The sequence below is a fragment of the Ruegeria sp. A5 genome, assembly GCF_056543005.1.
This window is the reverse complement of sequence record NZ_JBQGAV010000004.1, coordinates 170,194-183,598: the sequence shown is the minus strand read 5'-3', so window position 1 is coordinate 183,598 and position 13,405 is coordinate 170,194. Positions and strand designations below refer to the sequence as shown.

9 protein-coding genes and 1 tRNA gene are annotated in these 13,405 nt (G+C 56.3%); 6 read left to right on the top strand and 4 right to left on the bottom strand.

The annotated features are described in order from the left end of the window. Window positions 1–262: 262 nt before the first annotated feature. From ACR0AY_RS11140 to ACR0AY_RS11120, 5 genes are all read left to right on the top strand, one after another. Window positions 263–1,849, top strand: a complete 1,587-nt coding sequence (locus ACR0AY_RS11140; RefSeq protein ID WP_480454157.1) for an ABC transporter substrate-binding protein — start codon at window positions 263–265, stop codon at window positions 1,847–1,849. 15 nt (window positions 1,850–1,864) lie between these two features. Next, the gene (locus ACR0AY_RS11135; protein ID WP_170392259.1) at window positions 1,865–2,821 is read left to right on the top strand and encodes an ABC transporter permease; all 957 of its coding nucleotides are present in this window, start codon (window positions 1,865–1,867) and stop codon (window positions 2,819–2,821) included. Next, entirely contained in the window at window positions 2,821–3,636 is an 816-nt protein-coding gene (locus tag ACR0AY_RS11130; protein ID WP_170402849.1) for an ABC transporter permease, read from the top strand. Before ACR0AY_RS11135 ends, ACR0AY_RS11130 begins: the two co-directional genes overlap by 1 nt. Further along, window positions 3,633–5,270 (top strand): ABC transporter ATP-binding protein, encoded by a 1,638-nt coding sequence (locus ACR0AY_RS11125; RefSeq protein WP_170512411.1) that lies wholly within the window; start codon window positions 3,633–3,635, stop codon window positions 5,268–5,270. The genes ACR0AY_RS11130 and ACR0AY_RS11125 overlap by 4 nt, the downstream gene beginning before the upstream one ends. Window positions 5,271–5,432: 162 nt before the next feature. Beyond that, window positions 5,433–6,269, top strand: a complete 837-nt coding sequence (locus tag ACR0AY_RS11120; protein ID WP_170512413.1) for an alkaline phosphatase family protein — start codon at window positions 5,433–5,435, stop codon at window positions 6,267–6,269. Window positions 6,270–6,275: 6 nt separating this feature from the next. Here ACR0AY_RS11120 and ACR0AY_RS11115 read toward each other — a convergent pair whose 3' ends face one another. The 4 genes from ACR0AY_RS11115 to ACR0AY_RS11100 all read right to left on the bottom strand — a co-directional run bounded on the left by ACR0AY_RS11115 (window position 6,276) and on the right by ACR0AY_RS11100 (window position 11,299). Continuing rightward, entirely contained in the window at window positions 6,276–7,199 is a 924-nt protein-coding gene (locus ACR0AY_RS11115) for an alpha/beta hydrolase (RefSeq protein ID WP_170512415.1), read from the bottom strand. A 12-nt stretch (window positions 7,200–7,211) separates the two neighbouring features. Continuing rightward, the gene (locus tag ACR0AY_RS11110; RefSeq protein ID WP_170512417.1) at window positions 7,212–9,101 is read right to left on the bottom strand and encodes an acyl-CoA synthetase; all 1,890 of its coding nucleotides are present in this window, start codon (window positions 9,099–9,101) and stop codon (window positions 7,212–7,214) included. 160 nt (window positions 9,102–9,261) lie between these two features. Then, the gene (locus tag ACR0AY_RS11105; RefSeq protein ID WP_170512420.1) at window positions 9,262–11,082 is read right to left on the bottom strand and encodes an ABC transporter transmembrane domain-containing protein; all 1,821 of its coding nucleotides are present in this window, start codon (window positions 11,080–11,082) and stop codon (window positions 9,262–9,264) included. Between the two features lie 143 nt (window positions 11,083–11,225). Beyond that, a tRNA-Gly gene (locus ACR0AY_RS11100) sits at window positions 11,226–11,299 on the bottom strand. 295 nt (window positions 11,300–11,594) lie between these two features. Here ACR0AY_RS11100 and ACR0AY_RS11095 point away from each other — a divergent pair. Beyond that, window positions 11,595–13,238, top strand: coding sequence for a tetratricopeptide repeat protein (locus ACR0AY_RS11095; RefSeq protein WP_170512421.1), 1,644 nt, complete (start codon window positions 11,595–11,597; stop codon window positions 13,236–13,238). Window positions 13,239–13,405 lie beyond the last annotated feature (167 nt).

The following is a 13,405-nucleotide window of genomic DNA, read 5'->3' as shown; positions in this document are numbered from 1 at the left end:
TCTGTGGAACGAAAGTTCATGCTAAACTGACCAGGCAACTATCGGATAATTTGTTCAGGTCAGAGTAAGTAGTTAGTAATAAGGGGTTTTGGATTTCCAAAGGCTCATAACAAGATCATCTGGCGCGATCAAAGGCGGAACCTCCCCATTATTTCAAGAGATTTGCACTTGCCCGCTGCCCTGAATTGCACCTAAGTTGACTCATGCGTCAATAAAAAGCCCGCCAACGGGCTGAACATCCTATCAACTGGGAGAAATCTGGATGAACGAACAACTCACTCACATGTCAAAGCAGGTCACAGCTGGAAAGCTGACCCGCCGTGAATTCATGGGCAAAGCAGCGGCACTGGGTGTCTCGGCCGCAATGGCAAGCACTATGTTTGCCGATGCGGCACGTGCCGCTGGTCCGAAAAAGGGCGGCGATCTGAAATTCGGTTTGCAGGGTGGTGAATCAACCAACTCACTTGATCCGGCAACCTACGCAAGCTCAGTCCCGTTCCAGAACGGCAAGCAGTTCGGAGACCAACTGGTCGAAGTGGCGCCCGACGGAACCATCGAACCGCGCCTGGCTGAAAGCGTCGAAGGAAGTGCAGACGCGAAAGTATGGACGTTCAAGCTGCGTCAAGGGGTCGAGTTCCACAACGGCAAGACCATGACCAGCGAAGACGTGCTGAAAACTATGCAGCGCCACTCGAACGAAGATTCCAAATCAGGTGCCTTGGGCATCATGAAAGGCATCGAGTCGATGAAGGCCGATGGAGATAATTTCCAGGTCACACTGACCGAGCCGAACGCCGACCTGCCGTATCTAATGGCCGACTATCACCTCATCATTCAGCCCGATGGCGGCATGGATAATCCGGCGGCAGGTATCGGCACCGGCCCGTACAAACTAGAAGTGGACGAACCCGGCGTCCGCCACTTGTTCACCAAGAACGAAAACCACTGGAACAGCGATTTCGGCAATTTTGACAGCGTAGAAGTTGTTGTGATCAACGATGCGACGGCACGGACCGCTGCACTGCAGTCCGGACAGGTCCACGCCGTCAACCGCGTTGAACCCAAAGTTGCCGACCTGTTGGGCCGTGCGCCTAACCTGACGGTGCATTCAACCGCTGGTCGCGGTCACTATGTCTTCATCATGCATTGCGACACGGCTCCGTTTGATAACAATGAACTGCGCACCGCACTGAAGTACGCCATCAACCGCGCGGAATTGGTTGACAAAGTTCTGCGCGGCTATGGCTCGATCGGGAATGATATGCCGATCAATTCAGCCTATCCATTGTTTGATGAAACCATCGAACAGCGCGAATTCAGCGTTGAAAAGGCTGCAGAGCACTATAAGAAATCTGGACATGATGGCTCTCCGATTATTTTGCGCGTTGCCGATGGTGCGTTCCCAGGTGCTGTAGATGCTGCTGCTCTGTTCCAGCAGACTGCTGCACAGGCTGGAATTCCGCTTGAAATCAAGCGTGAGCCCAATGATGGCTACTGGTCCGAGGTTTGGAACGTTCAACCCTTCTGTGCGTCTTACTGGGGCGGCCGTCCGGTTCAGGACCAGATGTACTCGACTGCATATCTGTCGACCGCAGACTGGAATGACACGAGGTTTAAGGTTCAGGCGTTTGACGACTTATTGTTCGCGGCAAAGGCGGAACTCGACGCTGAGAAACGCAAAGCCATCTACAGCCAGATGGGTCAAATGGTCCGCAACGAAGGCGGCCTGATCTGCCCGATGTTCAACGACTTTGTCGAAGGCGTCAGCAACCAGCTGGATGGATGGGAATCTGACCCGACGCAAGAGATGATGAACGGCAACATATCTCGCAAAATGTGGTTCGTCTAAAACGGGCTACGGATAATGCATCCCATCATCAAATTGGTTTCCCAGCGCCTGGCGCTGGGACTCCTTTTGCTGCTCGGCGCTTCGGCCCTGATTTTCGGCCTAACCGAAGCCCTACCCGGAGACGCCGCGCAAGCCGTCCTGGGGCAGTCCGCAACTCCAGAGGCCTTGGCAAACCTACGCGAAGAAATGGGCCTGAACCGCCCTGCCCTTACACGCTATTTCGAGTGGTTGGGCGGCATACTTCAGGGTGACCTGGGTCAATCCCTGACCAACAAACTTGATATCTCCGAGAGTATTGGAAAACGCCTTGGGAACACTCTGTTCCTGGCTTGCGTGGCAGCAATAGTTTCCGTACCGCTTGCAATCTTTCTGGGGCTGCTTGCCGTGCGGTTCCGCAATCGCTGGCCCGACAAACTGATTTCAGCCATCACCCTGACGACGGTTTCGATCCCCGAGTTTCTGATCGGTTATGTGGTGATCTACTATATCTCAGTGAAATTGGGATGGTTCTCGTCGCTTGCGATGATCAATGATTCTATGTCGTTTGGACAAAAGTTGAATGCAATCGCGCTACCTGCCTTTGTTCTGACGCTGGTCGTGCTGGCACAGATGATGCGCATGACGCGCGCGGCCATTCTGAACCTCATGCAATCGGCCTATATCGAAACCGCTGAATTGAAAGGCCTCAGCACATTTCAGGTTATTGCCCGCCATGCCTTTCCCAACGCGATTTCACCGATCGTGAACGTCGTCATGCTGAACCTGGCCTATCTGGTCGTGGGTGTTGTCGTGGTCGAGGTTGTGTTCGTCTATCCAGGTATGGGGCAATACCTTGTGGATGCCGTGACCAAACGTGATGTGCCGGTTGTTCTGGCCTGCGGCGTGGTGTTTGCGGCCGTTTATATCGGTCTGAACATGGTTGCAGATATCGTGTCGATCCTTGCCAACCCAAGACTGAGGCATCCGAAATGATAAAGAACATTCCTCTTTCGGCTCTGATTGGCCTTATCTTCACCTTCGCCTATTTCTTTGTGGCGATCGCCGCCCCGTTGATTGCACCCTATGGAATGGCAGAAGTCGTCGGCGACGTCTGGGAGCCGAGCAGCCCCGAACATCTGCTAGGCACTGACAATATCGGTCGCGATCTGCTGACCCGCATGATCTATGGCGGGCGCACGACAATCTTCATCGCGGCAGCGGCGACGCTGCTCAGCTTTCTGACCGGTACGTCGCTTGGCTTGCTGGCTGCTGTACTGGGCGGATGGGCTGATCAGGCGCTCAGCCGTACGGTGGATCTGATCATGTCAATCCCGACTCTGATCCTGGCACTGGTCATTCTGGCCATCGTTCCGGTGACCGTCCCGATCCTAATCCTTGTTATGGGCTTACTGGATGCCACCCGCCCGTATCGCCTATCGCGATCTGTAGCGGTGGACATCAACGTTATGGACTATGTTGAAGCCGCCAAGCTGCGCGGCGAAGGGCGCGCCTGGATCATCTTCCGGGAAATCCTGCCCAATGCGCTGTCGCCACTTGTGGCCGAATTCGGACTTCGGTTCATCTTCATGGTTCTGTTCATCTCGACCCTGTCGTTCCTGGGACTGGGCGTCCAGCCACCGCTGGCTGACTGGGGCGGTATCGTGAAAGAAAACAAGGATGGCATCGTCTATGGTATCGGCGCAGCGCTTTATCCCGCTGTGGCCATTGCGACGCTGGCAATCTCGGTCAACCTGGTGGCTGACTGGGTCCTGAATCGTACCACATCGCTGAAAGGAGGCCGGGGATGAGTGATATCCTTCTCAAGGTCCGCGACCTCAAAATCGGCGCGACCGTCTATCCGCCGGGTGAAAAGCCCCATGACATCGAGATCGTGCACGGGGTCAGCTTTGACCTCGCGCCAGGCAAGGTGCTGGGTCTGATCGGCGAATCCGGGGCTGGCAAATCTACCATCGGTCTGGCCTCAATGGCCTATGGCCGTGGCGGTGTGAAAATCACCGGGGGCGAGGTTTGGGTGAACGGGCGTGATATCCTCAAGACATCTCATGGGGACATCCGCAAACTGCGCGGTGGTGAGGTAACATATGTTTCCCAATCCGCCGCCGCATCGTTCAACCCCGCAAAGAAGATCATGGATCAAGTGGTCGAGGCCGCAGTTGAGCAGAAGAAGTTTTCGCGCAAAGAGGCTGAAGCCCGCGCGCGTGAGCTTTTTGCCAAGCTGGGTCTGCCCGACCCTGACAATATCGGTGATCGTTACCCGCATCAGGTTTCGGGCGGACAGCTGCAGCGCTGCATGACGGCGCTGGCGCTTTGCCCCGAGCCTGATCTGGTGGTTTTTGACGAACCTACCACGGCACTGGACGTGACTACCCAAATCGATGTGCTGATGGCCATCAAAGACGCCATTCGCGACTCGGGCGTTGCCGCCTTGTATATCACCCATGATCTGGCAGTTGTGGCCCAGGTCAGTGATGACATCATGGTGCTGCGGATGGGCGATACGGTCGAATACGGAAATACCGACCAGATCATCAACCGCCCGCAAGAAGAGTACACACAGGCGCTGGTTTCGGTCCGCTCAATCGAGCACGAAGAGAAAAAACCAACTCCTGAACCCGTGCTGAGCGTCGATGGTATCACCGCGCGCTACAAAGGCTTGAATTTCGACGTGCTGCATAATGTCAACGTCGAGCTTCATCCGGGCCAGACACTGGCGGTTGTGGGTGAATCCGGGTCGGGTAAGTCTACGCTGGCACGGGTCATCACCGGGCTTCTTCCACCCCGTGATGGTGAGATTACCTTTGCGGGCCGCAAGCTCAGCTCTGATCTGAAAGGCCGCACGCGTGAAGACCTGCGTGAGCTGCAAATGATCTACCAGATGGCCGACGTGGCAATGAACCCGCGTCAGACCGTCGGTACGATTATCGGCCGCCCACTCGAGTTCTACTTCAACATGCGCGGCGCCGAGAAACGCAAGCGGATCGTCGAGTTGCTGGATGAGATCGAACTGGGCGAGAAGTTCATCGATCGTTATCCGGCGGAACTGTCGGGTGGTCAAAAACAGCGTGTCTGTATCGCGCGATCACTGGCGGCCAAGCCAAAGATGATCATCTGTGATGAGGTCACCTCGGCGCTCGACCCGCTGGTCGCGGACGGTATCCTCAAGCTGCTGCTGGATCTGCAAAAGATCGAGGATGTGGCATACCTGTTCATCACCCACGATCTGGCGACAGTCCGTGCGATCAGCGATAGTATCGCGGTGATGTACCAGGGTCGGGTGGTTCGCTACGGTCCCAAGAGCCAGGTGCTAAGCCCTCCATTCGACGACTATACAGACTTGCTGCTTAGCTCGGTGCCTGAGATGCATCTTGGCTGGCTGGAAGAGGTTGTCGCTCACCGCAAAATGGAGAGCGCGGGGAACTGATCCGCGCACTTCTCATAGAAACACCGAAGACCATTCAAATTCCCGGCGCTGTGAACACAGGCAGACGTCGGGATTTTGCTATTTGGGGCGCAAATGCGCAGCCATAGCCGGACGAATCTCATAGGTTCGCCGGAACGAATACTCAGAAACAAGGGCCGTAACATGGACCGCAAACTGCTATTGATCATCCTCGATGGCGTCCCCTGGCGCAACTTTCGTCGACTGTTTGGCAATCTTGAAGGGTGGGTCGACAGCGGTGCTGCCCGGGTTTGGAAACTCCGCTCTGTACTGCCTTCAACCTCTGCCAGTTGCTATGCGTCGATCCATACCGGCGTCACACCGCAAGAGCATGGCTGTACAGGCAACGGCAACGTCTTCCGACTAAGCCACAAGGACGTGTTCAGTCAGGTGCGTGAGGCAGGTGGCATAACCGGCGCGGTCACCCACAGCTATTGGTCTCAATTCTTCAATCGCCACCCGTTCGAATACGTCCGCGACGTTGAATATGACGAGCCCGACAACCTGACCATCAACTATGGTCGCTTTCATTCAATGACAGGATATGGCAACGCCAACCAGATGACGCCAAGCGATGTCGATCTGTTTGCCTCGCTCACCAACCTGTGTCTGCGCTTCGGACTGGATTATGGCATCCTGCACACTTGCACACTGGACAGCATGGGGCATCGTTTCTTCCACGATTGCACTGAGATGGACCATGCCTGTTTCGTCATGGACGAAATGCTGGCCCCATTCATTCCGCGTTGGCAGCAGTTGGGTTATGACGTCATCGTGACGGCTGATCATGGTCAGGACGAACGCGGCCATCACGGTGGTCGCAGCCCGTTGCAGCAGGAAACGGCGCTTTACTATTTTGGTGAGGCCAAAGGCCCTGAACCGGATACCGTGATCGACCAGCTTCAGCTAGCCCCAACCATACTTAAGCGTATGGGTGCGCCGGTGGCAGACACGATGAAAGCCAAGCCGTTCCTGACCTGACGCGGTTCAGTCGTAGGACCAAATCCCCTGCCCCAATGCCTCAATGGCCACGGAAATGCGTTCAAAGCTGTCCGCTGCGCGCCCGACAGATGTTCTGGCGCGTAGGTACCCATGGACCAAACCTGCCTCGTTGATGCATTGGGCTTGCCCACCTGCGGCTGTGATCCGGTCGCAATAAGCTTGCCCGTCATCGCGCAGCGGATCGCAATCGGCGGTCACCACCACCGTCGGCGGTAGCCCCGAGAAATCGACGTCATGCAACGGTGCATAGGTAGGATCGTTCTGGGGCGTGGTCCCTTGATACCGAACAGTCTCATAAAACCGGATATCGTCCAATGTCAGCAGCGGGGCATTGGCATGTTCGATATACGACCCCTGCGACATATCTCCGCCTAAGCCGGGATATATGAGGACCTGCCCCAGCACATTTTCCAACCGCCCCCGACCATGGTGCGAAACGGCTGCTGCCAGATTGCCACCCGCGCTATCACCGGCCAGCACGATCGGCTCGCCGTATTCCTGAACCACCCAGTTCGTGGCGGTCCAGCTATCCTGAAACTGCGCCGGGTGCACATGCTCAGGGCACAACCGATAGTCGACCGAAACGATCCGATAGCCCGTCTGGGCGCAGAGTTCCGCACAAACATCATCGTGGCTATCCAAGCCCCCGACGACGAACCCACCACCATGTATATAGATGACGGTCCGGGTGGGGTCACCGGCACTATAGATGCGAACAGGTACGCCATCGGCGGACCTGTCGCGCACCTCGATGCCAGGTGGGCGCGCCTGGCGGAAGTCCTGACACATCGCGTCATAGACCCGGCGTTGGTCAGCAATGGACATCTCTACTGTATCATCCGGATAGCTCTCGGCCGTGCGCCGGATGAAACCCCAGGTCTCCTCGTCGATCAGACGTTCATAGTCCATTGTTCCTCCGAATTATTCAGACCACTCCCATGGCCGGGTAAACGAACCCAGCACTTTTGAGACATCGTCTTCGGAAGACCCATTCGCGTCAAGCTGCGCGATAAGACCTCGCTTCTTGTCATCGATTACCGAAACAACCCGCGCTTCAATGCCTGCGGCGTCCAAAGCACCGTTGTAGATGCGAGTGATGGCCTGCTTGCGCAGTTCGGGTTTGAAAACCTTGCCAACGGCGGTTTTCGGCAATTCATCCAGAATGGTCATATGCTTGGGCTGTGCTGCACGTTCGTGGACGTGAACCTTGCAATAGTCCATCAGCTCCTGTTCAGTGACTGAGGCCCCCTCGACCAGTTCAACAAAGGCGCAAGGCACCTCACCCGAATGCGCATCGGGCTGACCGATAGCCCCAGCGAAGGCGACCGCGTCATGGCCCAGCAAGGCCTCTTCGATTTCTGCAGGGTCGATATTGTGTCCGCCCCGAATGATCAGATCCTTCGCGCGACCGGTGATCCACAGATAGCCGTCCTCATCAAACCGTCCCAGATCGCCCGTGCGCAGGTATTTATCGAAATGATAGAGGTTCGTATTCTTGTCGGTCTCGGTATAAGTATTTCCCGCGTATACGCCGGGGTTCGAGATGCAAATTTCACCGATCTGATCTACGCCGCACTCGGTTGGTCCATCCGGCCCGTCCTGCAGGATTTTGACGTCCGTATAGGGGAATGGGATGCCGATCGAACCGATCTTCTTTTCCCCATCCACGGGGTTGCATGACACCAGACAAGTGGCCTCGGTCAGGCCGTAGCCCTCGACGATAGTAACGCCAGTCGCTTCTTCAAACCGACGGAACAGTTCGACCGGCAACGGAGCTGATCCCGAAAATGCTGTTTTAACGCTGGATATATCCGCATCCACAGGTCGCTGCATTTTGGCTGAAATCGCTGTCGGCACTGTGATGATGAACGAAACCTTCCAGCGTTCGATCAGTTTCCAGAAATTGTCGAATACGCCATCACCGCGATACCCGGCAGGCGTCGGGAATACCACATGTGCACCAGACGACACCGCCGCCATCACGATGACATGCACCGCAAAGACATGGAACATCGGCAGAGGGCACATGATGACGTCGTTTTCGTCAAAGAGCAGCGTGTTGCCCAACCAGCCATTGTAGATAAGGCCCGAGTATTTGTGCTGCGCTACTTTCGGCATGCCCGTAGTGCCGCCCGTGTGGAAGTAGCACGCCACCCGATCTTCCTGGCTATCCTCAAAGTTCAGCGTTTTAGGCTGCTTGTTCAGCTCATCAAGGAAGTTCTTGTAATCCGCATGGGCCAGCTTTTCTTTATCACCCATCTTTGGGCGCAAGAACGGTACAAGCCAGGATTTGGGCGGCGTCAGATAGCGATTCAGGTCGATCTCAAGGATCGTGTTGACACCCGGAGCGTGACGCACAGCCTCTTCAACCTTTTGGGCCACATCGGTTTTGGGAAAGGATTTCAGGGTGACGACAACCTTGGCCTTGGTCTCACGCAGGATCGCCGCGATCTGCTCTGGCTCCAGCAACGGGTTGATCGGGTTCACGATCCCGGCCACCGCACCGCCCATCATGGTGACCAGCGTCTCGTTGCAGTTGGGCAGCACATAGGCCACCACATCGTTTTCTCCGATGCCAAGGGAACGGAATAGGTTGGCGGCCTGATTGACTTTGCCCAGCAGCTCGGACCATGTCAGCGTCTCGGCCTTGTCGCTCGGGCCGGACAACAACTGAAAGCTGATCGCTTTATGGTTCGGGAACTTGCCCGCCGTCCGCGACAACAGTTGATGGAAGGTGACGGGTACGTCCCGATCTTCCCACGCCATCTCCTGCTCGATGCGCGCCTTGTCTTCCAATCCCACAAAGGCCATGTGGCTCCTCCCCTGATCTGTCTCCCGTGTCGCGCACAGGCTTGTTTGTCACCTCCAAGATGGAAGCAAAACACACCATGCGCAAGCAAGGGCTTAGCGATCAGGTTCGGGAATATGTAGAATGACGCTACGGCGAAACGAGATGTGCCGGAGCGTCACTTTATTCTGCAGCCACCCCGTCGGTGAACTGCAAGCGTGCGAGGCGGGCATACAAACCGTCCTGCGCCACCAGATCGTTATGGGTACCCTGCGCCACAATGCGCCCGGCTTCCAGCACGACAATCCGGTCTGCCTTCTTAACGGTCGCCAGACGGTGCGCCACGATCAGAGTGGTGCGCCCTGCCCTCATGTTATCAACCGCACCCTGCACCGCACGTTCGCTTTCTGCGTCCAAAGCCGAGGTCGCCTCGTCCAGCAGCAGCACCGGTGCGTCGCGCAGGATGGCACGTGCGATGGCGATACGTTGCTTCTGACCACCCGACAGCATTACGCCCCGTTCGCCCACAAAGCTGTCATACCCTTCGGGCAAAGCCGAGATGAACTCATGCGCGGCGGCGGCTCGGGCGGCGGACTCGACTTCGGCATCTGAGGCGTCCAGACGGCCAAAGCGGATATTCTCGCGCGCCGAAGCGGCAAAGATCACGGGGTCTTGCGGGACCAGCGCGATGTGCTGACGGAAGTCGTCACGGTTCAACTCGCGCAGGTCGAGCCCATCAAGACTGACCTGTCCCGCATCGGGATCATAGAACCGCTGAATCATCTGGATGACTGTTGTCTTGCCCGCACCAGACGGGCCAACAAAGGCCACTGTCTCCCCAGGTTTAATCTGCAGTGACAAATGATCCAGCGCGACAACGTCCGGGCGCGCGGGATAGTGGAATGTCACATCGTCGAAACGTATCTCTCCGCGTACGGGCACAGGCAATGCCTTGGCCTGCGACGGATCGTTGACTGTATCTTCAGCGTTCAGAAGCTCGACCAAACGCTCGGTCGCACCTGCAGCGCGCTGCAACTCGCTCCAGATTTCGGACAACGCGGCGACTGAACCCGCCATGATGATCGAATAGATCACAAACTGGATCAGCACGCCCTCGGTCATAACCCCGTTACGCACATCATTCGCACCCATCCACAGCACGCCAACGATGCCCGAGAAGACGAGAAAGATCACAATGACGGTCAGAATCGCACGGGTCTGGATCCGACGCAGAGAAACTTCGTACGAAGTTTCTGTCATCTCTCCGAACTGCGTCCTGCTGGCGTCCTCATGAGTAAAAGCCTGCACGGTTTGCACCGCACCCAACGCCTCGCCGGCATTTCCAGAGGACGCCGCAATCCAGTCCTGATTTTCCCGGCTGATCACCCGTAACCTGCGGCCCAGTACCAATATTGGCACAACCACCAGCGGAATCAGTAGCAACACCATCCCAGTCAGCTTAGCCGATGTCAGCAGCATCAGCACCAGTCCGCCGACGAACATCAAAAGATTGCGGAGCGCGATGGACACAGACGATCCCAGCACCGATTGGATCAGCGTTGTGTCGGTGGTGATACGGCTCAGAACTTCGCCGGTCATGATGCGCTCGTAAAACTCGGGGCTCATCCCGATCACGCGGTCAAAAACCGCCTTTCGGATATCGGCCACCACACGTTCACCCAACCGAGTCACCAACGCATAGCGAATACCCGTACCCACTGCGAGAATCCCGGCAATACCGAGGGCGGCCAGAAAATACCATTCCAGCAAATCACCATCTTCGATGCGGAAATTGTCGACCACACGCCGCACAGCCAAGGGCAATGTCAGCGTCATGCTGGCCGTTAGGACCAACGCCAGTGTCGCACCGATCATCAGCAGTCGATAGGGCTTCATGAACGGCCACAAAGACCGCAGCACGCCGATTTTCTTAGACCGCGCACGCTCTTCCTGTGCACGCGGAGCCGAATTGTTCGCTGGACTGGCGGCGCTGGTTCTTGCCATGTCTGGCCCTTGTATTTTGGTCGATCGCCCTGATCAGGCATCATTCCCAGCTTCTTGGCGTCAGAGGCGTTTGGGGTCAAGCTGAAGACAAAGTTTTGCAACCCGATAAGGGCTAAATGACGCAACTTGTGTGAGGGATCAACTGGAGCGGGCGGCGGGAATCGAACCCGCGTCATTAGCTTGGAAGGCTAAGGTCTTACCACTACACAACGCCCGCTCAGCGAGGCCACCACCTATTTCATACGAAATTTGACGTCAAGAGGATGTTTCAATCAAATGTGCCTCGCACTGAGATTTGAAAGGTCCATTTTGCCAGGATCGACACGTGCGAACAGCCGGGTGCTTTTCGGCGAGTGTTCTTAACTGATCAGGCGGGCTGGATCATTGCAAACGCTCAAAAGAGCATTTTCCGCGCTCCGCGACGCCATTCACGAAAATGTGCTATAGTTCGAAAATCCGTCGTCCGGCGCTGTTTGCCCGTCCTCGGCGGAATTTTAGCGGGGGATTGAATGATGACCGAATTTGACCTCGGCACGTATCGCCGTGCTGTTACCACTTCATCAAGCGAAGCTCAGAAACTGTTCGATCAGGGGCTCATCTGGTTGTTCGGGTATAACCACGAGGCCGCTGCCGCCTGTTTCGAACAGGCCATTACTCATGACCCGAAATGCGGTATGGCCCATTGGGGCATCGCCTATGCGATTGGTCCAAATTACAACAAACCATGGGAGTTCTTCGAGCCCGATGAAAAAGTTGCAACCCTTGATCGGTCGCGTCAGGCAATCGAAGCGGCGATGGCATTGCGCGCATCCTCTACCCCGGTCGAGGCGGCGCTGATCGAAGCGATCTCACAACATTTCCCGTCGGACCCCGAGATCGAAGATTACGCCCCGTGGAACGACGCGTTCGCCGATTCGATGCGCGCGGTTTATTCCGATCATCCGGACGACCTGGATGTCTCATCTGTGTTTGCCGAATCCTTGATGAACCGAACGCCCTGGCAGCTATGGGATCTCAAGAAGGGCGTGCCCGCCGAAGGGGCATCCACCACCGAGGCACAAGCCGTTCTGGAAAGGGCCTTTGAAACGCTTCCCGGTGCCTGGGATCATCCCGGCCTGCTGCATATGTATATCCACTTGATGGAGATGTCGCCCACTCCGGAAAAGGCGCTGCGACACGGGGATCGGCTGGTCGATCTGGTGCCCGACAGCGGGCATCTAGTTCACATGGCGACGCATATCGACGTGTTGTGCGGCGACTATCAGAATGTGGTCTGGCGCAATCACCGAGCCGCAGCGGTCGACAAGAAATATGAAGCCATGGCCGGGGGTGAGAACTTCTATACCGTCTATCGCGTCCACAACGTACATTTTGAAGCCTATGGGGCCATGTTCCTTGGGCAACCCGAATTGGCCCTGGCTGCGTCCGAGGAATTGATGCGATTATTGCCGGACAATGTGATCCGTTACTTCCCGGATTTGTTCGAATCCTTCTATGGCAAAAAGGTCCATGTCATGGTTCGCTTCGGCATGTGGCAGGAAATTCTGGATGAACCCATGCCCGGCGACGCGGAGTTATACAGCTATACCACCGCCGCAATTCATCAGGCGCGCGCTGTGGCTCTGGCCAATTTGGGTCGTATGGACGACGCAACGCACGCACGCGAAGTGGCCTTTCAGGCCAGGAAAGCCGTCCCGGAAAGTCGACTGGTATTCAATAACACCGCCGAGGATGTTTTGATGATCGGCGAGGCGATGATGGATGGAGAGATCGCGTTCAAATCCGGTGACCGCGAAGGCGGGCTTGATCATCTGCGCCGCTCGGTCGAGTTGGATGACAATCTGGTTTATGACGAGCCTTGGGGATGGATGCAGCCAACAAGGCACGCTCTGGGTGCCTTGTTGATGGAAGACGGTCAATTCGATGAGGCCGAGGCCGTCTATCGGGCCGATCTGGGTCTGGACGACACGCTCGCCCGTGCTTGCCAGCATCCCGGCAATATCTGGAGCCTTCATGGCCTGCATGAATGCCTGATCCGTCGCGGTGAAACGACCGAGGCCCGTCATATCAAGCTGCAACTGGACAAAGCTGCTGCACGGGCCACGGTGCCTATCCATGCCTCATGTTATTGCCGCAGCAAGGCAAAGGCGGCTTAGGCTTCTGGTCGTTAGGCGATAGATTCGCCTAAACATTGATCAGCGCCGCAGGTAGATCGGCGTCAATCTGCACGCGGCGCAGATCAAAAGAAGCTTTGCTCAGACTGTCAATTTCCTGTCATGTGATCGCTCTAAACCCACGGTGCGATTCTTAGTTCAGACAGCCA

Coding starts and splice junctions, on each gene's coding strand:
- ACR0AY_RS11140 (WP_480454157.1), top strand. CDS start 263: ATGAACGAACAACTCACTCACATGTCAAAGCAGGTCACAGCTGGAAAG.
- ACR0AY_RS11135 (WP_170392259.1), top strand. CDS start 1,865: ATGCATCCCATCATCAAATTGGTTTCCCAGCGCCTGGCGCTGGGACTC.
- ACR0AY_RS11125 (WP_170512411.1), top strand. CDS start 3,633: ATGAGTGATATCCTTCTCAAGGTCCGCGACCTCAAAATCGGCGCGACC.
- ACR0AY_RS11120 (WP_170512413.1), top strand. CDS start 5,433: ATGGACCGCAAACTGCTATTGATCATCCTCGATGGCGTCCCCTGGCGC.
- ACR0AY_RS11115 (WP_170512415.1), bottom strand. CDS start 7,199: ATGGACTATGAACGTCTGATCGACGAGGAGACCTGGGGTTTCATCCGG.
- ACR0AY_RS11110 (WP_170512417.1), bottom strand. CDS start 9,101: ATGGCCTTTGTGGGATTGGAAGACAAGGCGCGCATCGAGCAGGAGATG.
- ACR0AY_RS11105 (WP_170512420.1), bottom strand. CDS start 11,082: ATGGCAAGAACCAGCGCCGCCAGTCCAGCGAACAATTCGGCTCCGCGT.
- ACR0AY_RS11095 (WP_170512421.1), top strand. CDS start 11,595: ATGACCGAATTTGACCTCGGCACGTATCGCCGTGCTGTTACCACTTCA.